The 24,649-nt window shown below is 71.5% G+C and carries 22 protein-coding genes; 12 read left to right on the top strand and 10 right to left on the bottom strand.

The window, feature by feature from the left end; all coding sequences use genetic code 11:
- Positions 1–6: 6 nt before the first annotated feature.
- The 3 genes from FHU36_RS23610 to FHU36_RS23600 all read right to left on the bottom strand — a co-directional run bounded on the left by FHU36_RS23610 (position 7) and on the right by FHU36_RS23600 (position 2,935).
- A complete protein-coding gene (locus FHU36_RS23610) occupies positions 7–954 on the bottom strand; it encodes a VWA domain-containing protein (protein WP_185086078.1) in 948 nt (315 codons plus the stop codon).
- A complete protein-coding gene (locus FHU36_RS23605) occupies positions 951–1,841 on the bottom strand; it encodes a DUF58 domain-containing protein (protein WP_246502809.1) in 891 nt (296 codons plus the stop codon). Before FHU36_RS23605 ends, FHU36_RS23610 begins: the two co-directional genes overlap by 4 nt.
- Positions 1,842–1,933: 92 nt before the next feature.
- On the bottom strand, positions 1,934–2,935 hold the full coding sequence (locus tag FHU36_RS23600; RefSeq protein ID WP_185086077.1) for an AAA family ATPase: 1,002 nt from the start codon (positions 2,933–2,935) through the stop codon (positions 1,934–1,936).
- Between the two features lie 56 nt (positions 2,936–2,991).
- Between FHU36_RS23600 and FHU36_RS23595 the strand changes: the two genes are divergently transcribed.
- Together FHU36_RS23595 and FHU36_RS23590 are read left to right on the top strand one after the other, a co-directional pair.
- Positions 2,992–3,762 (top strand): hypothetical protein, encoded by a 771-nt coding sequence (locus tag FHU36_RS23595; protein WP_185086076.1) that lies wholly within the window; start codon positions 2,992–2,994, stop codon positions 3,760–3,762.
- Positions 3,763–3,810: 48 nt separating this feature from the next.
- Positions 3,811–4,671 (top strand): DUF2268 domain-containing putative Zn-dependent protease, encoded by an 861-nt coding sequence (locus FHU36_RS23590; RefSeq protein WP_185086075.1) that lies wholly within the window; start codon positions 3,811–3,813, stop codon positions 4,669–4,671.
- A gap of 70 nt (positions 4,672–4,741) precedes the next feature.
- On the opposite strand, the gene FHU36_RS23585 is transcribed toward FHU36_RS23590, so the two are convergent.
- Both FHU36_RS23585 and FHU36_RS23580 read right to left on the bottom strand, forming a co-directional pair.
- On the bottom strand, positions 4,742–5,380 hold the full coding sequence (locus FHU36_RS23585; RefSeq protein WP_185086074.1) for a response regulator transcription factor: 639 nt from the start codon (positions 5,378–5,380) through the stop codon (positions 4,742–4,744).
- A complete protein-coding gene (locus FHU36_RS23580) occupies positions 5,377–6,813 on the bottom strand; it encodes a sensor histidine kinase (protein ID WP_312891769.1) in 1,437 nt (478 codons plus the stop codon). The genes FHU36_RS23585 and FHU36_RS23580 overlap by 4 nt, the downstream gene beginning before the upstream one ends.
- A gap of 185 nt (positions 6,814–6,998) precedes the next feature.
- Here FHU36_RS23580 and FHU36_RS23575 point away from each other — a divergent pair, with 185 nt between their 5' ends.
- From FHU36_RS23575 to FHU36_RS23565, 3 genes are all read left to right on the top strand, one after another.
- Positions 6,999–7,562 carry a ClpP family protease gene (locus tag FHU36_RS23575; protein WP_185086073.1) on the top strand — a complete coding sequence of 188 codons (564 nt, stop codon included), beginning with the start codon at positions 6,999–7,001 and terminating at the stop codon, positions 7,560–7,562.
- Between the two features lies 1 nt (position 7,563).
- Positions 7,564–8,181 (top strand): ATP-dependent Clp protease proteolytic subunit, encoded by a 618-nt coding sequence (locus FHU36_RS23570; RefSeq protein WP_185086072.1) that lies wholly within the window; start codon positions 7,564–7,566, stop codon positions 8,179–8,181.
- 249 nt (positions 8,182–8,430) lie between these two features.
- Entirely contained in the window at positions 8,431–9,063 is a 633-nt protein-coding gene (locus FHU36_RS23565) for a YigZ family protein (RefSeq protein WP_185086071.1), read from the top strand.
- Positions 9,064–9,170: 107 nt separating this feature from the next.
- Here FHU36_RS23565 and FHU36_RS23560 read toward each other — a convergent pair whose 3' ends face one another.
- Positions 9,171–10,397, bottom strand: a complete 1,227-nt coding sequence (locus tag FHU36_RS23560) for an isochorismate synthase (protein ID WP_185086070.1) — start codon at positions 10,395–10,397, stop codon at positions 9,171–9,173.
- A 205-nt stretch (positions 10,398–10,602) separates the two neighbouring features.
- Here FHU36_RS23560 and FHU36_RS23555 point away from each other — a divergent pair, with 205 nt between their 5' ends.
- A complete protein-coding gene (locus FHU36_RS23555; protein WP_185086069.1) occupies positions 10,603–11,439 on the top strand; it encodes an SGNH/GDSL hydrolase family protein in 837 nt (278 codons plus the stop codon).
- Between the two features lie 28 nt (positions 11,440–11,467).
- Here FHU36_RS23555 and FHU36_RS23550 read toward each other — a convergent pair whose 3' ends face one another.
- Positions 11,468–12,199, bottom strand: a complete 732-nt coding sequence (locus FHU36_RS23550) for an HNH endonuclease family protein (protein ID WP_185086068.1) — start codon at positions 12,197–12,199, stop codon at positions 11,468–11,470.
- Between the two features lie 273 nt (positions 12,200–12,472).
- Between FHU36_RS23550 and FHU36_RS23545 the strand changes: the two genes are divergently transcribed.
- Together FHU36_RS23545 and FHU36_RS23540 are read left to right on the top strand one after the other, a co-directional pair.
- Positions 12,473–15,454, top strand: coding sequence for a DUF4082 domain-containing protein (locus FHU36_RS23545; protein WP_312891767.1), 2,982 nt, complete (start codon positions 12,473–12,475; stop codon positions 15,452–15,454).
- A 43-nt stretch (positions 15,455–15,497) separates the two neighbouring features.
- The gene (locus FHU36_RS23540; RefSeq protein WP_185086066.1) at positions 15,498–16,400 is read left to right on the top strand and encodes a S1C family serine protease; all 903 of its coding nucleotides are present in this window, start codon (positions 15,498–15,500) and stop codon (positions 16,398–16,400) included.
- Here FHU36_RS23540 and FHU36_RS23535 read toward each other — a convergent pair.
- Positions 16,340–17,677 carry a glycosyltransferase family 4 protein gene (locus FHU36_RS23535; RefSeq protein WP_185086065.1) on the bottom strand — a complete coding sequence of 446 codons (1,338 nt, stop codon included), beginning with the start codon at positions 17,675–17,677 and terminating at the stop codon, positions 16,340–16,342. The two genes, FHU36_RS23540 and FHU36_RS23535, sit on opposite strands and share 61 nt — an antisense overlap.
- Positions 17,678–18,252: 575 nt before the next feature.
- Complete coding sequence (locus FHU36_RS23525; RefSeq protein WP_185086064.1) at positions 18,253–19,299, bottom strand: Rv2578c family radical SAM protein; 1,047 nt, start codon at positions 19,297–19,299, stop codon at positions 18,253–18,255.
- Positions 19,300–19,431: 132 nt separating this feature from the next.
- Here FHU36_RS23525 and FHU36_RS23520 point away from each other — a divergent pair, with 132 nt between their 5' ends.
- A complete protein-coding gene (locus FHU36_RS23520; protein ID WP_185086063.1) occupies positions 19,432–19,710 on the top strand; it encodes a DUF3040 domain-containing protein in 279 nt (92 codons plus the stop codon).
- 391 nt (positions 19,711–20,101) lie between these two features.
- On the opposite strand, the gene FHU36_RS23515 is transcribed toward FHU36_RS23520, so the two are convergent.
- The gene (locus FHU36_RS23515; protein ID WP_185086062.1) at positions 20,102–21,175 is read right to left on the bottom strand and encodes a LacI family DNA-binding transcriptional regulator; all 1,074 of its coding nucleotides are present in this window, start codon (positions 21,173–21,175) and stop codon (positions 20,102–20,104) included.
- Positions 21,176–21,322: 147 nt separating this feature from the next.
- Between FHU36_RS23515 and FHU36_RS23510 the strand changes: the two genes are divergently transcribed.
- The 3 genes from FHU36_RS23510 to FHU36_RS23500 are packed head-to-tail and all read left to right on the top strand — an operon-like array spanning position 21,323 to position 24,440.
- Positions 21,323–22,684 (top strand): ABC transporter substrate-binding protein, encoded by a 1,362-nt coding sequence (locus FHU36_RS23510; protein ID WP_185086061.1) that lies wholly within the window; start codon positions 21,323–21,325, stop codon positions 22,682–22,684.
- Between the two features lie 8 nt (positions 22,685–22,692).
- Positions 22,693–23,619 carry a carbohydrate ABC transporter permease gene (locus FHU36_RS23505; protein ID WP_185086060.1) on the top strand — a complete coding sequence of 309 codons (927 nt, stop codon included), beginning with the start codon at positions 22,693–22,695 and terminating at the stop codon, positions 23,617–23,619.
- Positions 23,616–24,440 carry a carbohydrate ABC transporter permease gene (locus FHU36_RS23500; RefSeq protein WP_185086059.1) on the top strand — a complete coding sequence of 275 codons (825 nt, stop codon included), beginning with the start codon at positions 23,616–23,618 and terminating at the stop codon, positions 24,438–24,440. The genes FHU36_RS23505 and FHU36_RS23500 overlap by 4 nt, the downstream gene beginning before the upstream one ends.
- The last annotated feature ends 209 nt before the right edge of the window (positions 24,441–24,649 follow it).

The following is a 24,649-nucleotide window of genomic DNA, read 5'->3' as shown; positions in this document are numbered from 1 at the left end:
TAGACGTTACGGGATCCGGGTGCCGAACAGCACGGCGGCGCCCGCCATCAGCGCCCCCACCACGATCGCGGCCACCAGGAACGCCTGCGTGACCTCCTGGTCGACCAGCTTGTAGCCGAGCGAGGTGCCGATCTGCTCGTAGACGTCGCGCAGCTCGCTGCCCGACTCGGCCGAGTAGGCCCGGCCACTGGTGCCCTTGGACAGCGTCTGCAGGGTCTGCTTGTTGACGGGCACGTTCACCGGCCGGCCGTCGATGTTGACGGTGCCCTCCTGCGTGCCGTACGCGATCGTGGAGACCGGCACCCGCGCCTGCTTGGCCGACTCGATGGCCTCGGCGACCGAGCGGCCGGAGGTGTTGTCGCCGTCGGACAGCAGCACGATCGCGGCGGGCGGCGGGTCGGTGGCGGCCTCCTGGTCGAACGAGCGCACCGAGTCGAGCGCGTTGAACACCGCCTCGCCGATCGCCGTGCCGGGCCGGGTCGACAGGTTGCCGATCGAGGTCACCACGGCCTGGTGGTCGGTCGTGGGGGAGATGACGACGTTGGCCGAGCGGGCGAAGGACACCACGCCCACGTTGAACCGGTCGGGCAGCTCCTTGACGAACGCCTGGGCGGCCGTCTTGGCGGCGGTGATCCGGTCGGGTTGCACGTCGTCGGCGTCCATCGACAGCGACACGTCCAGGGCGATCATGATCGTGGCCCGGTCGCGTGGCACCCGCACCTGGTCGGCGGGCCTGGCCGCGCCGATCACCAGCAGCGACATCATGACGAGGAACAACAGCGGCGCCACGTGGCGTCGCCAGCCCGGCCCGGCCGGCGCCACCAGGTCGAGCAGCGCCAGGTTGGTGAAGCGCACGGTGTAGCGGCGCCGGGCGAGCTGCGCGGCGACGTAGCCGGCGACCAGCAGCGTGGGCAGCACGAACAGCCACAGCCACCCGGGGGACAGGAAGGTCATGGGGCGGCCCTCCGGTGCTGCAGGTGGCCCGTGCGGCGCTGGCGCAGCACGAACTGCGCGATGTCGAACACCCAGTCGCGGTCGGTGCGCAGCACCAGGTGCGCGACGCCCGCGCGGCGCAGGGCCGCCCGGGTGCCGTCACGCTGGAGCGCGGCGGCCTCGGCGTAGGCGCGGCGAACTTTGGGCGAAAGGTGCACTTCGCGTACTTTCCCGGTCTCGGGGTCGGCGAACGCGACCCGGCCCACGTCGGGCAACTCCAGCTCGCGCGGGTCGATCACCTCGACCGCGAGCACCTGGTGACGGGCCGCCAGCCGCCGGATCGGCCGCTCCCACGGCCGCTCCGCGCCGGGGTCGAGCACCGGCCGCGCGTCGAGGAAGTCGGACACCACCACCCGCATGCCTCTCCGCCGGCGGGCGGCGGCCAGCACGTCGATCCCCTCCGCCAGATCGGGCGGATCGGCCACGACCTGGCCGCGGGGAGCGTCCATCAGCGAGTGGAGCAGCCCGTACAGGGCGGGGCGGCCGGAGCGCGCGGGCATGCGGTGCACGTGCTCGTCGTGGATCACCAGCGCGCCGAACCGGTCGCCCAGCCGGCTCGACAGGAACCCGATGGCGCCGACCGCGGACACGACCAGGTCGCGCTTGTCGGTGTCGGCGGTGCCGAAGTCCATGCTGGGGGACAGGTCGGCCAGCGCCCAGGTCTCCAGTTCGCGGTCGGCGATCAGGTCGCGCACGTGCGGCACCGTGGTGCGCGCCGTGACCGCCCAGTCCATGCGGCGCACGTCGTCCTCGCCCGGCACGTAGACGCGGCTGTCGCCGGACTCGCTGCCGGGGCCGGGCAGCAGCCCCTGGTGGGCGCCGTGCAGCAGGCCGTCGAGCTTTCGCATCACCTTCAGTTCGAGACGGCGCAGCGCCTGCTCGGCCGTCGTCGTCCGCCGGGGCGCGGGTGGCGTGCTCGGTGGGGGTGTCGGCGGGGTCGTCACCGCTGCTGGTTCCAGACGACGAGGGGCGGGGGCACGGCGTGCAGGATCTGTCGCACGACCTGCTCGGGGTCGACGCCGTCGGCCAGGGCGTCGAAGGTGAGCATGAGCCGGTGCGCCATCACGTCGACGGCCACGTCGCGGATGTCGTCGGGCAGCAGGTAGTCGCGGCCGCGCAGCAGCGCCAGGGCGCGCCCGGCCGACACCAGGCCCAGGGTGGCGCGCGGGCTGACGCCGATCTCGATGGTCTCGCCCAGCTCGCCCAGGCCGTACTCGGCCGGCGCGCGGGTGGACATGACGAGCCGGACGACGTAGTCGGCGACCAACTGGTGCACCGAGACCTGATCGGCGGCGTCCTGCAGAGCCTGCAGGCGCTCCGGGTCGAGCACCCGCTCGGGCACCGGCGGCTTGACGCTCATCCGGTGCAGGATCTCCAGCTCCTCGTGGGCGGTGGGATGCGGCACCCGGACCCGGAACAGGAAGCGGTCGCGCTGCACCTCCGGCAGCGGGTAGACGCCCTCGGACTCGATCGGGTTCTGGGTGGCCAGCACGATGAACGGCCTGGGCAGTGGGTGCGTCACGCCGGCCAGCGTGACCTGGCGTTCGGCCATGACCTCCAGCAGCGCCGACTGCACCTTCGCGGGAGCGCGGTTGATCTCGTCGGCGAGCAGGAAGTTGACGAACACCGGCCCCAGCTCGACGTCGAACTTCTCGTTGGACGGGTGGAACACGCGGGTGCCGACGATGTCGCTCGGCACCAGGTCGGGAGTGAACTGGATCCGGGCGAACGAGCCGCCCACGACGGTGGCCAGCGTGGAGGCGGCGAGGGTCTTGGCGACGCCCGGAACCCCTTCGAGCAGACAGTGCCCGCGTGCCAGCAACGCGACGATCAGCCTCTCGACCATGTGTTCCTGCCCGACGATGACCCTGCGGACCTCGTCCAGGGTCTGACGCAGCACGGCCGCGTCGGTTCCGTCCGGCAACTCTTCGGCGACGCTCATGAGGCCCATTCCACCAAACGCGCCGCGAACGTGCACCACGCCACGTCTGTGCTTTCATGGCAATCGTGGCAAGTCCGCTGCTGTACGGCGATCCTCCCCGGCTGGGGCCGTTCGTGGTTCAGGCGCGCCTGCACGCCGCGCCGGCCGGGTTCGTCTACCTGGGACAGGCGGCCGACGGGCGCGCGGTGTCCCTGGCCGTGCTGACGCGCGGCGCGGCGCTCGACGCGGCGGCGCGCGAGCGGTTCGTCACCGCGATCAGGGAGACGGCCACGCGGAGCGGCGTGCGCGGCTGGCTCGGGCGGGCCGTGCGGGGGCGGGCCGCGGTGCTGGAGGACGCGCCCCAGGTGATCGCGATGGACACGGGCCGGGCGCCGTGGGTGGCCGTGCCGTACGCGCCGGGCCGGCCGGGGGCCGAACGGTTCCTGGAACCGGTCATGGTGGGCGGCACGTTCATCGGGCCGGCGCACGGGCCCGACTTCGTCCCCTACTGGCTGACCGACCGGGCGCCCGCGCTGCCGGGGCCGCCGCCGGGCCGCAGGCCGCTGACCGAGACCCGCCAGCGGGTCCTGGCGGCCCTGCTCGTGCTGGCCGGGCTGGTGCTGCTGCTCACCGTCATGGCGCTGCTGATGCTGTTCGGCCGGGCCGACACCGAGCAGGTGCCCCGGCCGCTGCCGCCGACCAGCTTCGAGCCGAGCCCGCCGCCGACCCCCGTCTCGCCGGACCCGCGCCAGCCGTCCCCGAGCCCGTCGCCGTCGCCGTCCGAATCCGGCCCGGGCACGCCCGGCCCGTCGCAGGGGGAGGACCCGCTGGACGAGGGGCCGCTCTGACGTTTCCGGCTTGAGCCTCACGTCGGGTGAGGCTTTAGCGTCCCCGGCATGACGTTCATCGTGCACGACACGCTCACCGCCATGGCCGCCCTGCTGGAGCGGCCCCTGGACCAGCGCCCGGACGCTCTGCGGGAGCTGCTGGCGCCCATGCGCTCCGCCATTCCCATGCCGGGTGACATCGTCGACATCCACCACCTGGGCTCCGGCTTCCGGGTGGACGCCGACGACCCGCGCTACCTCGACGCGGTCCACCGCATGATCGACGCCGACGTGCTCGGTCAGGTCGAGCGGGAGCTGACCCGCGCCCGCGAGCGGTTCGCGGACGCGCCGCAGGGCGACTCCCTGCAGGTCATGTTCATGCTCGGCAACCCCGACGACGACTACCTGATGCGCGTCGCCGGCGGCTACTACGGCATGGGCGGCTCGCCCGGATGGCTGTACCTGCTGGCCTGGCCCACCGACGAGACGATCGGCCGGATCGCGCACTGCGCGGTGCACGAGTACCACCACAACGTGCGCTACCGGAGCGTCGAGTGGGACCCGGCGGCCGTGACCGTCGCCGAGCACGTGGTCGCCGAGGGGCTGGCCGAGGCGTTCGTCCGGGAGCTGTCGGGGCCCGAGGCCATGGGGCCGTGGTCGTCGATGGTCACCGGGGAGGCGTTCGACGCCGCGTACGCGAAGATCATGGCGGACGCCGATCTGGCCGGGATGATGCACACGCCCGCGTACGTGCTGGGGGACACCGCCATGACCCGGTTCGGCGCCGAACCGCGTGGCATTCCCGACATGGCGGGATACGCGGTGGGGTTGCGGTTGGTGGACGCCCACCTGGCGGCCACGGGCATGACGGCCACGGAGGCCTCCCTGCTGCCCGCCTCCCGCATCCTGGAGGCGTCCCGGGGCGCGTGAGCCCGGAGGCGTCCAGCCGGGTGCGGCCGCGGAGATCTCGGGTTGCTCAGCCGGGGGGCTCGGCGGGGGCTCAGCGGGGTGACACGAAGCCCGACTCGTAGGCGGCGATGACGGCCTGGGTGCGGTCGCGGACGCCGAGCTTGGCCAGCACGTTGCCGACGTGGGTCTTGACCGTCTCCTGGCCGAGCGTCAGCTCCGTCGCGATCTCACCGTTGTTCAGGCCCCGGGCCATCAGGCGCAGCACGTCGCCCTCCCGGCCGGTCAGCCGGTCGATGCCCGGCACCGGCACGGTGGGCCGGCGGCCGGCCAGCGTCCGGATCGCCGCGGGGAACAGCAGCGTCTCCCCCCGGGCCACCAGCTTCACGGCACGCACCAGCTCGTCGGGCCGGGTCCGCTTGAGCAGGAATCCGTCGGCGCCCGCGCGCAGCGCGTCGTAGACGTGGTCGTCGTTCTCGAACGTCGTCACCACCAGCACCTTCGGCGGCTCCGCCATCGCCACCAGGCGGCGGGTGGCCTGGATGCCGTCGAGCGCGGGCATGCGCACGTCCATCAGCACGACGTCCGGCCGCTCCCGGCGCACCACCGGCACCACCTCCGCCCCGTCGGCCGCCTCGCCGACGACGGCCAGGCCGGGCTCGGTGTCGAGGATGACGCGCAGGCCGGCGCGTACGAGGTCCTCGTCGTCGGCGATCACGATCCTGACTGTCATGCGCCTGACCGTAGCGGCAGCCGCGCCGAGACGCGCCACCACCCCTGCTCGCCCCGACCGCCTCCATCCGGGACGCCTCCATCCGGGACGCCTCCATCCGGGACGCCTCCATCCGGGACGCCTCCATCCGGGACGCCTCCATCTGGGACGCCTCCATCCGGGACGCCCCCATCCGGGGCCACGGCCCCCGCCTCGGGCCGGCCGTCCGGCGCGGTGTCCGCACGCGAGGTCACGGGGCCCGCCTCCAGCTCACCGTGCAGGAGCCGGACCCGCTCGCGCATGCCGGTCAGGCCCCTGCCGCCCGGCCGGCCGGCCCGCGTGCCGATCGGGTTGCTCACCTCCAGCCGCAGGTCGCCGTCCTGGACGCCGACGGCCAGCCGCACCGGCCCCCGCCCGTACTTGAGCGCGTTGGTCAGCGCCTCCTGGACGATCCGGTACGCCTCGCGGGAGAGCACCGCCGGGACGCCCGACAGGTCGCCCACCTCGTGCCGCACCCGCGCCCCCGAGCCGGCGACCAGCTCACCCAGATCGGCCAGCGTGGCCTGTGGCGCGCGGGCGCCCCGCGCCCCGTGCGCGGTGTGCGGAGTGCGCCCGCCGGAAGGCGGCTCGTCCTGGCGCCCGGGCGGTGTCTCGTTCTGACGCAGGACGCCGAGCACGTGGTCGAGGTCGTGGAGCGCCGAACGGGCCGACTGCTCGATCGCGGCCAGCGCCGTACGCGCCGTCGCCGGATCCCGGTCGAGCACCCGGCCCGCCGCGGCCGCCTGCAGGGTGACGACGCTCAGCGCGTGGCCGACCGAGTCGTGCAGCTCGCGCGCCAGCCGGTTGCGCTCGGCCAGGGTGCGGGCGTGCTCCTCGGCCGCCGCCAGCCGCTCACCCGGCGTCGGCCCGAGCAGGACGGGCGCCAGCCTGGCCAGCAGCGCACCGGCCCCCGCCACCAGGGCCACCAGCCCCGCCAGCCCGACCACGCCCATCAGCGCCCACCCCGCCTCCGGCCAGCCCGTGGCCACGCGCAGCACGAACACGTCCGTCGGCCCCGGGACGAACGGCTGCGCCAGCGTGAACACCGTGAACGGCACCATCGCCAGCGTGCACCCGCTGACCACGCCGCCCACCGCCAGGTGCGCGGTGAACCAGGCCGCCGTGCGGCGCCGCTCCTGCCACGACCGGCGCGCCTGCCTCGGCGGCGTCACCACCCGCGCCCCCAGCAGGCCCTGGGCCGCGCTCACCGCCAGCCCGCGCACCGGCAGGAACAGGCCCGTGATCGCGACGACCGGCAACACCGCCACGAACACCCCCGCCTCGACCGGCAGCATCAGGGTGGCCGTCCCCTGCCCGGCCAGGCCGGTGATCAGCACGCCGACCATCATGTACGGCATCAGCAGCGCCCCGCCCAGGATGAGGCACGCCCAGCGCCGGGCGAGGTTCTCTCTCACATCCGCGATTATATGTCGATGTCAATTCGCTCTCGGAGTAATGCGCTTTTAGAGAAATGCGCCGCCAGCGAAAAACTCAAAGAATGGCCGCGCGCCGGGTCTAGCGTCTGAGAAATAGTTCGATACGCATTCGACGGCTGCGAAAGCCCCAGGCGGCTCGCGCAGCCACGGCGGAAAGGCGACCGATGACGGAGACCACACGCGCGCCCTGGCCCGACCAGCTCAGCCGGCGCCTGCTCAACGAGCGGATACTCGTTCTCGGCCAGGAGGTCGACGACGAGATATGCAACCGGCTCTGCGGCGAGCTGCTTTTGCTGGCCGCGGAGGACCCGAAGCGCGACATAACCCTTTACATCAATTCGCCGGGCGGTTCGGTGCACGCCGGTCTGGCGCTGTACGACATGATGCAGTTCGTGCCGTGTGACGTGGCGACGGTCGCCATGGGCTTCGCCGCGTCCATGGGGCAGGTCCTGCTGTCCGCCGGGGCCCCGGGCAAGCGCTACATCCTGCCCAACGCCAGGGTCGTCATGCACCAGCCGCTCGGCGGCATCGGTGGCTCGGCCGCCGACATCCAGATCCAGGCCGAGAACATGCTCTACACCAAGCGCCGGATGGCCGAGATCATCGCCCACCACACGGGCCAGCCGCTCGAACGCATCCAGGCCGACTCCGACCGTGACCGCTGGTTCACCGCCCAGGAGGCGCTGGAGTACGGATTCGTCGACCACATCGCCGAAGGGACCAACTGACATGAGCGGACGCTACGTGCTGCCCTCCTTCGTGGAGCGCACCGCCTACGGCGTCAAGGAGCTGAACCCGTACAACAAGCTGTTTGAGGACCGGGTCATCTTCATCGGCACACCCATCGACGACACCGCGGCCAACGACGTGATGGCGCAGTTGCTCACCCTGGAGTCGATCGACCCCGACCAGGACATCAACCTCTACATCAACTCACCGGGCGGCTCGTTCACCGCCATGGCCGCCATCTACGACACGATGCAGTTCGTCCGGCCGGAGATCCACACGGTCTGCATCGGCGAGGCCTCCTCGGCGGCGGCGGTCCTGCTGGCGGCCGGCGCGCCCGGCAAGCGCGCCGCCCTGCCGCACGCCCGTGTCCTGCTCCACCAGCCGGCCACCGAGGGCGGGCGCGGCCAGTCCAGCGACCTGGAGATCCACGCGCGCGAGATCCTGCGCATGCGCGACCAGCAGGAGGCGATCCTCGCCCGGCACACGGGGCGGTCCGAGCTCGACATCCGGCGCGACATCGAGCGTGACCGCATCTTCACGGCCGAGCAGGCGCGCACCTACGGGCTGATCGACGACATCTACGCCTCCCGCAAACGCACCCTCGCCCCGACCCGCTGACCCGCACCCCTGCGGGCGACCGCGCGGCCCGAGCGGCCATCCGTGCGCGACCGCCGGTCGCGCACGGAAACGCTCCCGCCAGGGGCGACTCCTCGCGAGCCGCCCGTGGCGGGGCCACTCGCACGTGGTGGCCAGGTGCGGGGCGGCCTCGCTCGCCGCCGGTCGTCCCAGCGTTACGGGCCCCCGGTGGCGGCGGAGACCCATCGACGCGAATTCTGATCTACGTTGTAAAGGCGGTAACTTGGCTGCGTGACCTCCTACCTCACCGTCAAGGACCGCGTCGAGCACGAGACCGAGGCGAAGCGTTCGCGTTTCGTCTGCGCCGTCGCCCCGGCGCGCACGGTGGAGGAGGCGGTGGAGTTCATCGCGGAGCGGCGCCGGCTGCACCCCGCAGCGACGCACAACTGCACGGCCTACGTCGTCGGGCAGCGCGTCCAGAAGGGCGACGACGACGGCGAGCCGGGCGGCACGGCCGGCACGCCGATGGTCCAGGCGCTGGTGGGCCGGGGGTTCAGCGACGTGGTGGCGGTGGTGACCCGCTACTTCGGCGGGGTGCTGCTGGGGGCGGGCGGGCTGGTCCGCGCGTACGGGTCGGCGGTGACGGAGACGCTGGACCAGGCCGAGGCGGGCGGGACGGTGGCGCGCATGGTGCCCGCCAGGGTGGTGCGCGTGTCCGTGGCCCATGACCAGGCCGGACGCGTGGAGAACGACCTGCGCGCCTCCCGCTACGCCCTGCGCGAGGTGGCCTACGGGGCGGCCGTCGACTTCGTGGTGGCGGTGGGCGAGGACGAGGTGGACGCGTTCGCCGACTGGGTCGCCACGCTCACGGCGGGCCGGGCGCGGGTGGCTCCGGGTGAGGGCATCCACCTCGCCGCCCCATGAGCCCTCCGGGCGGTCGGCGGGGGCTCCTGGTCCACGGGCTGATCATGATCGGGTTGACCGCCCGCGGCGGGTCCGCGTCGCGGGACACCGTGACCGACGACGTCTGATCAGCCCTCCAGGGCGTACTGCATGACGCGAAACTTGGCCTGGGCCTCGGCCAGCTCGGAGCCGGGGTCCGAGTCGCCCATGATGCCGCCGCCGGCGAACAGCCGGGCGCGGCGGCCGTCGACGATGCCCGAACGCAGCGCGATGCCCCACTCGCCGTCACCGTGGGCGTCGATCCACCCGACCGGTCCGGCGTAGCCGGCGCGGTCCATGCCCTCCAGCTCGCGGATGACCTTGATCGCGGTGTCGGTGGGGGTGCCGCCGACGGCGGCTGTGGGGTGCATGGCCGCGACCACGTCGAGCACGGACGCGCCGTCGGCGAGCCGGCCGCTGACGTGGCTGGCCAGGTGCTGGACGTTCGGCAGGACGAGCAGCTCCGGCTCGGCGGGGGTGTGCAGCTCGGCGCACAGCGGGGCGAGGGTCTGGCGCACGGAGGCGATGGCGCACTCGTGCTCGTGGCGGTCCTTCTCGGAGGCGAACAGGGCGGCGCCGCGGGCGATGTCGTCTGCCGCGCCGGTGCCGCGCGGGGTGGTGCCCGCCAGGACCAGGGACTCGATCTGCTTGCCGGTGCGCCGGACCAGCAGCTCGGGGGTGGCGCCGACGAGGCCCGCGACGGAGAAGGTGTAGCACTCCGGATAGCGGTGCGCGAGGCGGGCCAGCAGGAGGCGTACGTCGACCGGGTACTCGGCGGTGGCGAGCAGGTCGCGGGCGAGCACCACCTTCTCCAGCTCGCCGTCGCGGATGCGGCGGGCGGCGCGGGCGACGATGTGCTCCCACTCGGGGGCGGTCAGGCTGCCGTCGCCGTAGCGGATGCGGCCCGGCGGGCGCGGCGGGTCGAAGGCGTGCAGTTGCTGGGGCTCGCCGACGGTGGTCAGCCAGGCGCGGCCGTCGCGCCGGGTCAGGACGGTCTGCGGCACGACGAGGGTGGAGCCGGGGGAGTCCTCGTCGAAGGTGAACGTGCCGAACGCGACGGGCCCGGGGCCGTTGAGCGGGCCGGCGGCGTGGGCGTCGCCGAGCACGGTGGCCAGCCACCCGCGCGCCCAGGCGAACCGGTCCGGGCCCGGGGGCACCGTGACGCGGGCCGCCTCTCCCCAGCCGACGAGACCCTCGCCGTGCCGGACCCACGCGTACGGTGCGGTCCTGGGCAGGGCTGCCAGCAGGTCGCCGGGGTCGCTCACAGGGGTTGTGCGAACCGGCAGCGGGCGGGTGGTTCCGAGCGCGACACTCACCCAAGACACTCTATGCGGGAACTGAACACGTTCGACTGGGACCCCCGCGAATGCCCGGATACGCTGCCGATCCAGGATATGGCCCCCATAGAGGGCATCCGGCTCGACTCCGTACTGTCAAGCGGCGATATGAAGTGGGTTCAGAAATGGCCGCCGCGGCCGTGGATGCGGGGTGGGACACCGACGTGGTCCCTACCGTGGGCCCATGATCAGTCGCTTGTCGTCCGTGGTGGCCGCCGTGACGGTCCTCGCCGGTTCGGGTACGGCGCAGGCCGCGTCGTCGCGGGTGCCGGTGCCGGGCACGATGGTGGCGCTGGGCGACTCCATCTCGGCGGGCTACAACGTCTGCGGCTGGTACGTCCCGTGCCCGTCCCGGTCGTGGTCGACCGGCGACCACGCCCCGATCGCCAGCCACTACCAGCGGCTGCTGCGGCTGGACGGCGGCATCAGGGGGCACAACACCAACCTCGCGGTGCCGGGCGCGACGAGCGCCGGGCTGATGGCGCAGGCGCGGCGGGCGATCGAGCTGAAGCCGGGCTACGTCACGATCCTGATCGGCGCCCAGGACGCGTGCGTGCGCACCGAACGCGAGATGACACCGGTGGACACCTACCGCAGGCGTCTGGACGAGGCGCTGGCGGCGTTGCGCGACGGGGTGCCCGGGGTGCGGGTGTTCGTGGCGAGCATCCCGGACCTGCGGCGGCTGTGGCAGGTCGGCAAGGGCAACGGGTTCGCGCGGACGTTCTGGGCGGTGGGGCGGATCTGCCAGACGATGCTGGCCCGCCCCACGTCGGTCAAGCGGGCGGACGTGGAGCGGCGCGACCGGGTGCGGGAACGGGTGATGGCCTACAACCGGGAGGCGGCCGAGGCGTGCGCGGCCCTGGGGCAGGCGTGCCGCACCGACGGGGGCGCGGTGTTCCGCTACCGGTTCACGCTCGACCACATCAGCGGGTGGGACTACTTCCACCCGAACGCGGACGGGCAGCGGGCGCTGGCCGAGCTGACCTTCCCGCGCGGCTTCGACTGGGCCGACACCCGCTGACAGCCCTCGGGCCCGGCGACGGCCCGGCTCACCGGCACTGGGTGAGCATGGCGTTCTTGTCGGGCCCGGTGACGGGGATGTCGTACTTGAGCGCCACCTGCGCGAAGCGGGTGACGTAGGCGCAGCGGACGCGGCGCTGCGGCGGCAGCCAGCTCGCCGGGCCGGAGGCGTCCTTCTGCTCGTTGGCCGCCCCGTCGACGGGCAGCAGGTTGAGCGGGTCGTTGGCGAAGTCGAGCCGCTTGGACATGGGCCAGCGGGCGGAGCCCATGCGCCAGGCGTAGGCGAGCGGGACGACGTGGTCCACCTGCACCTCGTCGGCGTCGCTCTTGCGCCAGTCGATCGTCCGGCCCGTGTAGGGGTCGGTGAGCCGCATGGCGACCACCACGCACGGCGAGCCCTCGCGGTAGACGACGTCCTGGCCGTCGCGGGCGAGGAGGTCGTCACGGGTGCGGCAGCCGTTGCGGGCGTAGGGGACGCCGGTGGCGGTGTCGGCCCAGTTGTCGCCGTAGCGGGTGCGGGCGTAGCCGGTGCTGGGACCGCGTCCTCGTACGCGCAGGTCCTGGATGAGGGCGCGGGCGGCGGCCCGGTCGGCGCGGCCGGTGACGGGGGCGAGGCCCGGCAGGGTGCCGCCGGCGTTGCCGAGCGGGCTGGCGGCGGTGGCGTGACCGGCGGCGGCCTCGCCCGCGCCGGTGCCCTTGCCGGCGAGCGCGGCGAGGATGACGGCTCCGGCCAGCAGGGCGACGACGTCTTTGGTGGTCAAGCGCGCCTCCGGGGGTGAGGAGACCGGCACTTCTCTAGAGAGATGCCCGGGTTCGGCCGCTTCGACACGGTGTCGCGGCACCTGTTCCGCGGAACCCCGCGCCCCACCTGGCGGGTGCGGATTTATGCGTATTTATAGGTCCAACCAGAGCGACACGCCCTTTTCCTGTCTAGAGGCGTCGTTTCCCCGCTGTGGCGATATGCGGCCACGCGTTCTGCCTAGTATCCCCGGATACCGGTGATCGTTTATTGGGGGTAAGGCGTGGCTGGGCGCGTGCTGTTCCGAATCTGGTCCGCCGTCGCGCTGGCCGCGGGCGTGGCCCTGGCGTCACCGTCTGCGCCGGCCGCCGAGAGCCGCCCGGAGGGTGGTCGCGCGGGAGGGGCGGCCGCGTTCGCCGCCCTGGCCGCCGACGGGGCGCGGCAGCAGGAGAGGGAGATCCGCGCGGGCGGCGGAGCCGCGGCGAAGGCGGCGGTGTGCACGGGTGCATCCGTCATCTGCGAGGAGAACAACAAACCCGGCAACCCACCCAGCGAATGGGACGTGGCGGGGGCGGGCAGCAGCGCCATCCAGGGTTACGCGACGCAGATGAGCGTCCACAAAGGGGAGACCGTACGCTTCAAGGTGGAGACCACGGCGACGAACTATCGCCTCGACATCTACCGCATCGGCTACTACGGCGGAATGGGCGCGCGGAAGATCACGACCGTCGAGCCGTCGGTCCCCCTGCCGCAGCAGCAGCCGGCGTGCGCGATCGAGACGCAGACCGGGCTGATCGACTGCGGGCGCTGGGCCGTGTCGGCGTCCTGGCCGGTGCCGGCGGACGCCGTGTCCGGGGTCTACATCGCCAAGCTGGTCCGCGAGGACGGTCCGACCGGCGCCAGTCACATCATCTTCGTGGTGCGCGACGACACCCGCGGATCGGACATACTGCTGCAGACCTCCGACACCACCTGGCAGGCCTACAACAGGTACGGGGGCAACAGCCTGTACTTTGGCTCGCCCGCCGGCCGCGCCTACAAGGTCAGCTACAACCGCCCGTTCCGGACCCGCGGCACCACCACCAGCGACGCCCCGGAGACCTTCTTCTTCGGCGCCGAGTACCCCATGGTGCGCTGGCTGGAGGCCAACGGTTACGACGTGAGCTACTCCTCCGGCGTGGACACCGCCTCCCGCGGCCAGGAACTCGTGGAGCACCGGGTGTTCCTGTCGGTCGGCCATGACGAATACTGGTCGAACGAGATGCGGGACAACGTGGAGAGCGCCCGCGACGACGGCGTCAACGTGGCGTTCTTCTCCGGCAACGAGATCTTCTGGAAGACCCGGTGGCAGCCGAGCATCGACGGCACGAACACGCCGTTCCGGACGCTGGTGTGCTACAAGGAGACCCACGCCGACGCCAAGATCGACCCCAGCCCCGAGTGGACCGGGACCTGGCGCGACCCGCGATTCTCGCCCCCGTCCGACGGCGGCCGGCCGGAGAACCGCGCGAGCGGGACGTTCTTCATGGTCAACGGCCCCGTCAGCGACGCCATCACTGTCCCGGCCGAGTACGGGCCGATGCGGTTCTGGCGCAACACCTCGGTGGCCGCCCTGCAACCGGGGCAGAGCGCGACGCTTCCCGTCGGGACACTCGGCTTCGAGTGGGACGAGGCGCCGGACAACGACTTCACGCCGCCCGGCACGGTGCGGCTGTCCCGGACGACGGTGTCCACCTCGTCCAAGTACCTGCAGGACTTCGGCACCATCTACGGCGCCGGTACGGCGACGCACAGCCTGACGCTGTACAAGGTCGCGAGCGGCGCGCTCGTCTTCGGCGCCGGCACCGTGCAGTGGTCGTGGGGCCTGGACGCCAACCATGACTTCCCCGGCACCCCCACCGACGTCAGGATGCGGCAGGCGACGGTCAACCTGCTCGCCGACATGCGGGCCCAGCCGGCCAGCCTCCAGCCCGGCCTGGTCGCGGCCACCGCGTCGACCGACACCACCCCGCCGACCGCCACGATCACCAGCCCGGCCGCCGGGGAGAGCGTGGGCTCCGGCTCGATCGTGGTCCGGGGCACGGCGGCCGACTCCGGCGGAGGCGTCGTGGCCGCCGTGGAGGTGTCCACCGACGGCGGCGCGCGGTGGCGTCAGGCGACGGGCCGCACCGAGTGGGAGACCACCTGGACGATCGAGGGCAGCGGCGAAAAAACGATCATGGTGCGGGCGGTGGACGACAGCGGCAACATCCAGGCGCCCCCCACCACCCTCACCCTCTCCTCGAGCTGCCCGTGCAGCCTCTTCCCGTCGTCCGCGGTGCCCGCCGTGGCCTCGGCGAACGACGTCCGTTCGGTCGAACTCGGCGTGAAGTTCCAGGTCTCGACCGCCGGCACCGTGACGGGGATCAGGTTCTACAAGGGCCCGGAGAACACCGGCACGCACACCGGAAGCCTGTGGACCAGCGGCGGCCAACTGCTGGCGAGGGTGACGTTCACCGGCGAGACGCCCAGCGGATGGCAGCAGGCACGGTTCTCGACCCCGGTCCAGGTCAGCCCCGGCACCACCTACATCGCCTCGTACTTCGCGCCCGAGGGCGAGTACTCGCAGAACACCTCGTACTTCACCGCCCCGGTGGTGAGCGGGCCCCTCACGGCTCCGGCGAGCGGCGCGAGCGGCGGCAACGGCGTGTACCGCTACGCGTCGAGCAGCGTCTTCCCCAACCGGACGTACGTGGCGAGCAACTACTGGGTGGACGTCCTGTTCACCCCCTCCGGCCAGCCTCCCGTGACGAGCAGCCTGTGGAGCGACACGACGCTTCCGGCGGTGCAGTCGGCGGATGATCCGAACGCGGTGACCCTGGGCCTGAAGTTCAGGGCGACGACGAGCGGGACGGTGCGGGGCGTGAAGTTCTTCAAGGGAGCCCAGAACACCGGCACGCACACGGGCAGCCTGTGGACCAGCGGCGGCCAGTTGCTCGCGTCGGTGACGTTCACCGGCGAGACGGCGAGCGGCTGGCAGCGGATGGACTTCGCGACGCCTGTGGCGATCACCGCGAACACCACGTACGTGGTCTCCTACCACACCACGTCCGGGTTCTACGCGCTGAACAGGTCGTACTTCTCCACGCAGTACGCCAACGGGCCGCTCGTCGCACCGGACAGCGGCTCGGTGGGCGGCAACGGGGTGTACCGGTACGGAGCGGCCAACAGTTTCCCCACCGGCAGCTACCAGGCGAGCAACTACTGGGTGGATGTGGTGTTCACCGCCGACCTCTGACCTACCGTCGCGCGGCACCTGGTTGCGGCGTAATGATGTAAGCATGGATTTCTACTCGCAGATCGTCTCGTCGGTGGCCGCCGCGCTGCTGCCGAAGGTGGCCGCGGTGCGGGCCGGCAGGGGCGGCGGCTCGGCGGTGGTGTTCGCCCCCGACGGGTTACTGCTCACGAACGCGCACGTGGTCGGCTCCGCCGCGTCCGGGACGGTGGCGTTCGCCGACGGGTCGTCCGGCGCCTTCCGGGTGGTGGGGCGCGACCCGCTGTCGGACCTGGCCGTCATCAGGGCGGACGGCGCCACACCGGAGCCGGCGGAGCTGGGCGACAGCGACGAACTGGTCGTCGGCCAGCTCGTCGTGGCGGTGGGCAACCCGCTCGGGCTCACCGGATCGGTGACGGCCGGCGTGGTGTCGGGACTGGGGCGTTCGCTGCCCGCGCGCAGCGGCTCCGCCGTCCGGCTGATCGAGGACGTGATCCAGACCGACGCCGCGCTGAACCCCGGCAACTCCGGCGGGGCGCTCGCCGACGCGCGCGCCCGCGTCGTCGGCGTCAACACGGCGGTCGCCGGAGTGGGGGTCGGCCTGGCGGTGCCGGTGAACGCCACCACCCGCTCGATCATCGCCGCCCTGGTCAGGGACGGCCGCGTCCGGCGCGCCTACCTGGGCCTGGTGACGTCGCCGGCGCCCCTGCCCGAGCCGCTGCGGCAGCGGACCGGGCAGGACAACGCCCTGCGCGTGATGGAGGTGGTGCCCCTCTCGCCCGCCGACCGGGCGGGCCTGCGGGCGGGCGACCTCGTGCTGAGCGCGGGCCGCAACCCGCTCGGCGACGCGCAGGGGCTGCAACGGCTGATGTTCGCCGAGGCGATCGGCAGGCCGTTGCCGATCACGGTCTACCGCAACGGCGCGCTGGTCGACGTCATCGCCGAGCCGGTCGAGCTGTCGGCCGCCTGAGGGCTGTCGGCCGTCTGAGGCCGGACCCAGGTGCCGTTGCGGCGGGCGACCAGTTCGTCCAGCAGCGCGTCCCAGCGGGCGCCGACGGCGTCGAGGTCGTAGGTGCGGGCGGTCTCCAGCGCGCCGGCGGCCAGCCGCCGCCGCAGTTCCCCGTCCTCGATGACGCGGATGACGGCGGCGGCGAGGTTGGCGTTGGTACGCGGCTTGACCAGGAGACCGTCGACCTCGTCAGTGATCATCTCCTTGGGGCCGTGCGGACTGTTGAAGCTCACGATGGACAGGCCCTTGGCCATGGCCTCCAGAATGGTCATGGGGAAGCCCTCGTGACGGGAGCTGAGCACGTAGATGGAGGCCTGCTCCAGCTCGGCGCCCACGTCGGAGGTGGGGCCGGGCAGGATCACCTTGCCCTCCAGACCGGCCTCGGCGATCTGGGTGCGCAGGTTGTCCTCCTGCGGGCCCGCGCCGAAGATGCGCAACTGCCAGTCGGGATGCACCTGGGCGACCTGCTCCCAGGCGGTGATGAGCCGGTGGAAGCCCTTGATCCGGGTCATCCGGCCCACCGCGATGGCGACCTTGGCGTCGAGCCTGGCGACGTCACCGGTCATCGGCGGCACGGCGTTGGGGATGCGGACCAGGCGCTTCGGCTTCTTGGGCAGGGTCTCGCGGTAGTCGCGCAGGTCGGCCTTGGTGAGAGTGACGAGGGCGTCCATGCGGCGGTAGCGCCACTTGATGAGCTCCTGCATCGGCTCGGCCTGGGTGCGCAGGGCGACGTGTTCCTGGCCGACCGTGATGACGCCGGGGGGCGCGAGCTGCGCCATGACGAGGTTGAGGCCCGGCCGGGTGGCCATGAGCACCCCGCCGTCCAGGGAGCGGATGTAGCGGGCCAGCTTGAGGTCGGTCCACAGGTTGAAACGGTGGTACGCCGTCTCCTCCTTGGGGATGAGCCTGCTCGGCATCTTCGACAGCATCGCCCGCAGCGGGTCGGGGCTGGGGTCGATCCGGTCGTCCAGGAAGCGGAACGTGACCCGGGGGTCGATCGGGAAGAACGGCTCCTCAGCCTCCCTGAGGATGCTGACGATCTCGACGTCCCGGTCGCGCGCCAGGTAGCTGGCGAGGTTGAACACGGTGCGGATCGTGCCGCCCATGCCGTTGGCGTGGAGCAGCAGGATGCGGACCCGGTCAGCGGAGGGGGGCGGCGCGTTGCGCGCCTTGCGCCGGTTGTACCCCCGGTACAACCGGACCATCGCTGATCTGCCCTTGCGTGCCAGTGCGCGCACCTGTGGGATCCCCCTTGGCGTCAAGTGTCGGAAAACACGCGTGGCCGGCGATGAGGACGTGCCCTCACCGCCGGCATATTGTCTCGCTCAGGTGGAGTGCACCGTTCATCCCCGTGGCGCTATCCCCACCTATGATCTTTAGACGCGACAAATGGTCTTAAGGTTGCACCTTGATCGAGATGAGTCTCGCGCTGGTGCGTGGCCGGTCGCGCCGTCGGCCGCAGGGCGGGCGGTGGGCGGCGTCCCGGCCGCCCGCCCGGGCCGCCGGCTCACGTCACCGGATCAGGCGTCGGCCCAGGTGTCGGCCCAGGTGTCGGCCCAGGTGTCGGCCCAGGTGTCGGCCCAGGTGTCGGCTATGTCTCGTCCGGCTTGCGGGCTTCCTTCTTGGCGTCCTTGGCCTGCCGGCCGGTCTTGATCGCCTGCTTCTTGGCCTTGCCGGACTTGGCGATCGGTTTCTTTTTGGCGTCGGACATGGTTTTACCCCCGTATGAACCATGCGTGCTTCTTCGGCACACTAAGCGGCTTAGTACCCATTTGGCACTAGAAACCGACATGGCGCCATTGGTCGCGTGGGTTCAGAGCAGCGTGAGCTGCTCGGGCCCGGCGGCCGGGGGAGCGGGGGACGGCTCAGGGGGTCGCGCGGAGAGGCGGCGGGCCCGGGCCGGGGTCGCCCGGCCGACGCCGTGGCGCGCGGCCAGCTCCTTGACCAGGCCTGTGACGCGCTGCTGGTACGCCTTGGGAGCGTAGGCGCCCCTGCCGTAGAGCTCCAGGTAGCGCGGCACCAGGCGCGGATGCTCACGCGAGAGCCAGGCCAGCCACCACTCCCGCGCGCCGGGACGCAGGTGCAGCACGATGGGCGTGACGTGGGTGGCGCCCGCCTGGGCGATCTCCTTGACCGTGCGCTCCAGCTCGCGGGGCGAGTCGGTGAGGTAGGGCAGGATCGGCGCCATCAGCACGCCGCAGGGGACGCCGTGGTCGTTGAGCGTGGCGCAGGTCTCGAGGCGCCTGCCCGGGTGCGGGGTGCCGGGCTCGGTCGAGCGCCAGGCGTCGGAGTCGAGGAAGCCGGCCGAGATGTTGGTGGCCACCTCGGTGACCTCGGCCGCCTCGGTGAGCAGGTCGAGGTCGCGCAGGATGAGCGTGCCCTTGGTGAGGACGGAGAACGGGTTGGCGGCGTCGCGCAGGGCGGCCAGGATGCCGCGCATCAACTGGTAGCGGCCCTCGGCGCGCTGGTAGCAGTCGACGTTGGTGCCCATGGCCACGTGGTCGCCGCGCCAGCGGGGCGAGGCCAGCTCCTTGCGGGCCAGCTCGGCCGCGTTGACCTTGACGATGATCTTGGAGTCGAAGTCCGCCCCGGCGTCGAGGTCGAGGTAGCGGTGCGTGCCCCGGGCGAAGCAGTAGAGGCAGCGGTGCCCGCACCCTCGGTAGGGATTGATGGTGTGGCCGAACGGGACGTGGCTGCCCACCGGGACCCGGTTGATGATCGACCGCGCGTGGATCTCGTAGAAGGTCGACCCCCGGAACTCGGGGGTGTCGAACGTCCGGGCCACCGCGCCGCGCGCGAAGAGCGGCACGACCGGATCGTCATGATCGGTGCCTTCAAGACGCAGATTGTCCCAGCGCATACCTTATTAGAACAGGCATTCGAGCGTGATCGCAAAGGGAAAGACACTGCAATTACCTCACCAGGCAGTGGCTAATGATCTTCAGGGTTGGGCACAAACCCCGCACAGAGCTTGCGTTCCGGAGGTGCATCTATGGCCTGGTCGCAGGACGAGGAGAGGATGCTGGCACAGATCGAGCGTCACCTCGTCGACGACGATCCACGGCTCGTGGCGCGACTTGAGTCGTTCAACGAGCGGGCGCGTCGCAGCGAGGCGCGGGCCGTGGGCCCCGCCGGGGTCAGGCGCATGCCACGCCGCTCGACCGTCATCATCGCGGTGAGCTGGTTGGTCATCGCGACCTTGATCGCGACCTTGCTCATCATGGTGCTACGCCAGGAGGCCGCCGGCCTCGCCCTGGCCGCCTCCCTCTGACCTCTGACCTCTGGCCGCTGGCCGTCGGCCTGACCTCTGCCCCTGGCCGTCGGGCGCGTTCCGCCGTTCCGGTGGTGCGCCACTCTTCCTCGGCGAACAGGTTGCGCGCGTCCTCCACCACGGCGTGGCCCTGCTTCCCCGGAACGCGGGGCCGAACCCGGTACTTGAGGTCCCTGTGGCATCCGCCGGACATCCAACACCTTTGCCCGGCCGGCTGGCGGCGGTGGCCTCCCCTCCAGCATGGCGAGCGCCGTCAACGGCCACGCCGTGCTCGCCGCCCCGAGCCTGCCGCTTCGTTGACGTACCACCGCAACTTCTGTCGCAACCTCGGGGTGAGGGCGTGAAGCGCTGTTCGCGGGGAGGCCGACGTGATCAACGCGAGGTGCGGCGTTCAGCCGGAGTTCTCGGCGGTGGGTGACGGCGCGACGGACTCGCGGTTGCGGACGGGCATCGGAACCCGGTGCACCTGGCCCGACTGCTCGGTGTCCGCACGGTCGCGCTCGATCTCGGTGAACAGCACGTCCACGGCCTTACGGCCCAGCTCGTAATGGGGCAGCGCCACGGTGGTCAGCTGCGGCCGCACCCACGAGGCGATGGGATGGTCGTCGAAGGACACGACGGAGACATCCGCGGGCACCTTGAGCCCGAAGTCGTCGAGCGCCTGGTAGGCGCCCATCGCGATCCGGTCGTTGAAGCAGATCAGCGCACGCGGCTGAATGGTCCGCAGGAGGTCCCGCGTCGCGGCGAGGCCGTACTCCGGCTGCCAGTCGGGGCAGGTGCGAGCGCCCGCCACCTTGACGCCCGCCTCGCCGAGCGCCTCACGGATGCCGACGAGCCGTTCCACCGCCGCGAGGCTTTCGGAGGGCACGTTGCGCAGGCCCGGACCGGCGCCGATCAGGTAGATGCCGTCGCGGTGGCCGGCGTCGAGCAGGACGCGGGCCGCGCGGCGGCCGGCCTCGACCTCGTCGGGCAGGACGGCGGGCAGGGGGGTGGGCTGCTTGGGCAGCGCGTTGAGCAGCACCGCGGGCACAGCCGTGATGGCCTTGGGCACCTTGATGGTGCGGGTGAACATCGAGGCCAGGATGAGCCCGTCGACCTGGCGGTCGTGCATGGCCTGCAGCAGGCGGCGTTCGAGTTCGGCGTCGCCTTCGGTCTCGCCGATGAACAGCATGAAGCCGCGCTCACGGGCGGCCTCGAGCGCCCCCTTGATCATGTCACCGGCCAGCCGTGAGGTGGCGACGGTGTCGGAGACGAAGCCGATCGTGCGGGAGGTGCCCGTTCGCAGCCCCACGGAGACGATGTTGGGCCGGTACTGCAACTCCTCGGCGGCCCGCAGGACGCGCTGTTCGACGTCCTGAGAGATGCGCAGTTCGCGGCCGCGGCCTGACAGCACGAGCGAGGCGGTCGGGCGCGAGACACCGGCGGCCTTTGCCACATCGGCCAGCGTGACCCGTCGTGGGCTCACCCAAGATCTCCGATCGTCAAGAGTGTGTTACAGGGGGTTGACATCGTGCGACGCGCATGGTGAGACTATCGGGCGCTAACCCGATTTAGCAACGGAGTCGGGACATCAGCCAGGTGCCGATTGTCCCAAGCAGCAGAGGAGATGCACATGGCTCGTCGAGTCCGCCCCGGCAGGTCCGGGGCCGCGCTTGTGATCGCCATGGGGACGCTGACCGCCGCCTGTGCGGCTCCCGGCGGCAACAGTCCGCAGCCCCAGGCCACCAGCGCGTCGTCGATGTCCGCGGCGCCCACCTGCGGCTCGGCGCCGATCAAGCTCAACGGCTACTTCGAGGCCGGCTTCCCGCTGCCCAAGGCGCTGACCACCGAGTTCACCAAGCAGCACCCGAACGTCACCTGGGACATCCGCGAGGACCAGTTCGCGGTCATCACGCAGAACGCCCCGCGGGTGCTGGCGGACAACCCGCCCGACCTGATGCGCCTGCCCCAGGTCTCCGAGCTGGTCAAGGACAACCTGCTGAAGAACCTGGACGGATATGCGACGGCGTTCGGCTGGGACAAGTGGCCGGCCTCGCAGCTCGAACAGCTGCGCCTGGGCCCGGGCGGGCGCCCGCGCGGTGAGGGCTCGCTGTACGCCCTGGGGCTCAACTTCAGCATGACCGGCGTCTTCTACAACAAGAAGCTCGCCGCCCAGGTCGGGATGTCCACGCCGCCCACCACGCTGGCGGAGCTCGACCACGTGCTGGACAAGGCCAAGAACGCGGGCATCACGCCCATCGTGCAGTTCAACGGCGGCGCCACCGGCGGCCTGGCGTTCCCGCTGCAAAACCTCATGGCCTCCTACGGCCCGGCCGGGCCCGTCAACGACTGGATCTTCCAAAAGCCCGGCGCCACCATCGACACCCCGTCGAACCTGCGGGCCACCCAGCACCTGGAGAAATGGATCAAGGCAGGATACTTCCCGAAGGACGTCAACGCGCTCGACTACGCGACCATGATGAGCCGCTTCATCGACGGCCAGGGCCTGTTCATGTTCAACGGCGACTGGGAGTCGGGCAACCTCGACAAGCAGATGCCGGGCAACGTCGGCTTCTCCCTGATGCCGCCGGCGCAACAGGGCGGCAAGCTCGCCGCCATGTCGGCGCCCCTCACCTTCGGGATCGCCGCGAACGCCAAGAACGCCGACTGCGCCGCCTTCTTCCTCAACTGGGTCGCCACCGACCAGCGAGCCCGCGACATCGGCGTCGAGGTCGGCGGATCACGCCCGATGGGACCGGCCGAGGCGTACATGCCGGCCGTGGCAGCGGACAAGGTCACCGCGAGCACTCTGGCGGCCGGGGCGGACATCGCCGAGGACAACGGCGCGATGGACTTCATCGCCAACGCCACCGGCGCCATCTACGCCAAGAGCTGGACGCCGCAGCTGCAGAAGCTGGTGGCCGGGCAGCAGACCCCGCAGGAGCTGCTGAAGACGGTCCAGGCCGACTACGCCGGCCAGCTCGAAGGGAACTGAGGCAGTTGATGACCCGCTCCGCCGGCGCCCGATCCGCGCACCGGCGGCCGGCCGTGACCAAGCTGGGCGACCCGCGCGGCTTGGTCGGCTGGCTGTTCGTCGCCCCGGCGCTCGTCTTCTACGCGGTGTTCGTTCTGCGCCCGACCGTCTTGACGTTTCAGTACTCGCTGTACGAGTGGAACGGCATCGGCGCCTCCACCTGGGTGGGGCTGGCCAACTACGGCAAGGTCTTCACCGATCCGGACCTGTCCGACTCGCTGGTGAACGCCTTCCAGCTGATCGTGTTCTTCAGCGCGATCCCGGTCGTGCTGGGCTTGGCGATCGCCGCGACGATCCGGCGGATCGCCGCCAGCAGGCTCGCCCTCGTGGCGCGGACCGTGCTCTTCCTGCCACAGGTCATCCCGCTGGTGGCGGCCGGCATCGCGTGGAGCTGGCTGTTGGCCTCCACCGGAGTGATCAACCAGTTGCTCTCGATCATCGGCCTCGGCGGGGTGACCCGGGCCTGGCTGGGCGACTTCGCCACCGCCCTGCCGGCGGTCGGCATGATCGGCGCGTGGGTGCTGCTCGGCCTGTGCACGCTCCTGCTCCTGGCCGGCATGAGCAAGATCGACCCGGCGCTCTATGAGGCCGCCCGACTCGACGGCGCCGGCCCGTGGCGGGAGTTCGTCTCCATCACGGTGCCCAGCCTGCGCCAGGAGATCGCGGTCTGCGTCACCGTGACGGTGATCGCGGCCCTGTCCAGCTTCGACATCATCTACATCGCCACCCAGGGCGGCCCCGGCAACACGACCATGGTTCCCGGCCTGCAGATCTTCTACCTCGCCTTCTCCGAGCGCGAGGTGGGCATGGCCTCGGCTCTGGCCGTGGTCCTCATGGTCCTCGTGATCGCCTGTGCCCTTCCCATCCAGTGGTTCGCAAAGGACGGCAACCGATGATCACCGCAGGGCGGGAGGCCTGGACCGGCCGGCTGCTGCTCATCCTCATGATGGCGGTCACGCTCCTGCCGTTCCTCAGCCTGTTCGTCACCGCCCTGCACCCCTCGGGCACCTACCCGGCCGGGCTGGCCTGGCCCGACGACCCGCAGTGGGACAACTTCCTGCGGGCCTTCGAGGCCGCGAACATGGGCGAACTGCTGAAGTCGAGCGTCCTCATCGTGCTGGGCGTGGTGCCCGTCTCGATCCTGCTGGGCACCATGGCCGGCTTCGCCATCGGCCACCTGCGCGTCATCGGCGGCCGTGTCATCTTCCTGCTGTTCGTGCTCGGCCTGACCCTCCCCTTCGAGGGGATCATCACGCCGCTGTACTACCAGATCCGCGACATGGGGCTGCTGAACACGCGCTGGGCCATCATTCTGCCGCTCATCGGCCTGTTCATGCCGTTCAGCGTCTTCTGGATGCGCGCCCACTTCGTCAACATGCCGGGCGAGCTGTCCGAAAGCGCACGGATGGACGGCGCCAACGTGTGGCAGCTCTTCCGGCGCATCCACGTCCCCCTGGCCATGCCGGCGATCTCATCCCTGGGCATCCTGCTGTTCCTGTGGACCTGGAACCAGTTCCTGCTGGCCATCGTCCTGGTGGACGATCCCGCCAAGCGCACCATGTCCGGCGCCCTGGGCGCCTTCCAGGGCCAGTGGGGCACCGACATCCCGCTGCTGTGCGCCGGATCGCTGCTGATCCTGACACCCACGCTCGTGATCTTCCTCATCTTCCAGCGCCACTTCGTCAAGGCTCTGCTCCAGGGCTCCCTGAAGGGCTGACGGCGATGAGCGCGACGCCGCCGCTCTGCGGCGGGATCGAGGCGGGCGGGACGAAGCGGGTGTGCGCGGCGCTGACGCCCAGGCGAGTGGCGGCGCGGAGCGTCCATCCCACGAGTGAAAAGAAGAGGTCATCCATGGTCCCACGAGGACGTCCAGGAACGGCGAGCGGATCGGTCGTGCGTCCCGAACGGGCCGGTGGTCACCGCCGC

It is taken from the genome of Nonomuraea muscovyensis, from assembly GCF_014207745.1.
Classification (GTDB): Bacteria; Actinomycetota; Actinomycetes; order Streptosporangiales; family Streptosporangiaceae; genus Nonomuraea; species Nonomuraea muscovyensis.
The sequence above is the reverse complement of the archived record's forward strand: the minus strand, read 5'-3'. Positions and strand labels throughout refer to the sequence as shown.

Excerpts from the sequence above, each read along its gene's own strand:
- FHU36_RS23510 (WP_185086061.1), top strand. The coding sequence starts at position 21,323 with ATGGCTCGTCGAGTCCGCCCCGGCAGGTCCGGGGCCGCGCTTGTGATC.
- FHU36_RS23595 (WP_185086076.1), top strand. The coding sequence starts at position 2,992 with ATGGCAATCGTGGCAAGTCCGCTGCTGTACGGCGATCCTCCCCGGCTG.
- FHU36_RS23585 (WP_185086074.1), bottom strand. The coding sequence starts at position 5,380 with ATGACAGTCAGGATCGTGATCGCCGACGACGAGGACCTCGTACGCGCC.
- FHU36_RS23505 (WP_185086060.1), top strand. The coding sequence starts at position 22,693 with ATGACCCGCTCCGCCGGCGCCCGATCCGCGCACCGGCGGCCGGCCGTG.
- FHU36_RS23500 (WP_185086059.1), top strand. The coding sequence starts at position 23,616 with ATGATCACCGCAGGGCGGGAGGCCTGGACCGGCCGGCTGCTGCTCATC.
- FHU36_RS23605 (WP_246502809.1), bottom strand. The coding sequence starts at position 1,841 with ATGCGAAAGCTCGACGGCCTGCTGCACGGCGCCCACCAGGGGCTGCTG.
- FHU36_RS23575 (WP_185086073.1), top strand. The coding sequence starts at position 6,999 with ATGACGGAGACCACACGCGCGCCCTGGCCCGACCAGCTCAGCCGGCGC.
- FHU36_RS23520 (WP_185086063.1), top strand. The coding sequence starts at position 19,432 with ATGGCCTGGTCGCAGGACGAGGAGAGGATGCTGGCACAGATCGAGCGT.
- FHU36_RS23600 (WP_185086077.1), bottom strand. The coding sequence starts at position 2,935 with ATGAGCGTCGCCGAAGAGTTGCCGGACGGAACCGACGCGGCCGTGCTG.
- FHU36_RS23570 (WP_185086072.1), top strand. The coding sequence starts at position 7,564 with ATGAGCGGACGCTACGTGCTGCCCTCCTTCGTGGAGCGCACCGCCTAC.
- FHU36_RS23540 (WP_185086066.1), top strand. The coding sequence starts at position 15,498 with ATGGATTTCTACTCGCAGATCGTCTCGTCGGTGGCCGCCGCGCTGCTG.
- FHU36_RS23590 (WP_185086075.1), top strand. The coding sequence starts at position 3,811 with ATGACGTTCATCGTGCACGACACGCTCACCGCCATGGCCGCCCTGCTG.
- FHU36_RS23610 (WP_185086078.1), bottom strand. The coding sequence starts at position 954 with ATGACCTTCCTGTCCCCCGGGTGGCTGTGGCTGTTCGTGCTGCCCACG.
- FHU36_RS23525 (WP_185086064.1), bottom strand. The coding sequence starts at position 19,299 with ATGCGCTGGGACAATCTGCGTCTTGAAGGCACCGATCATGACGATCCG.
- FHU36_RS23555 (WP_185086069.1), top strand. The coding sequence starts at position 10,603 with ATGATCAGTCGCTTGTCGTCCGTGGTGGCCGCCGTGACGGTCCTCGCC.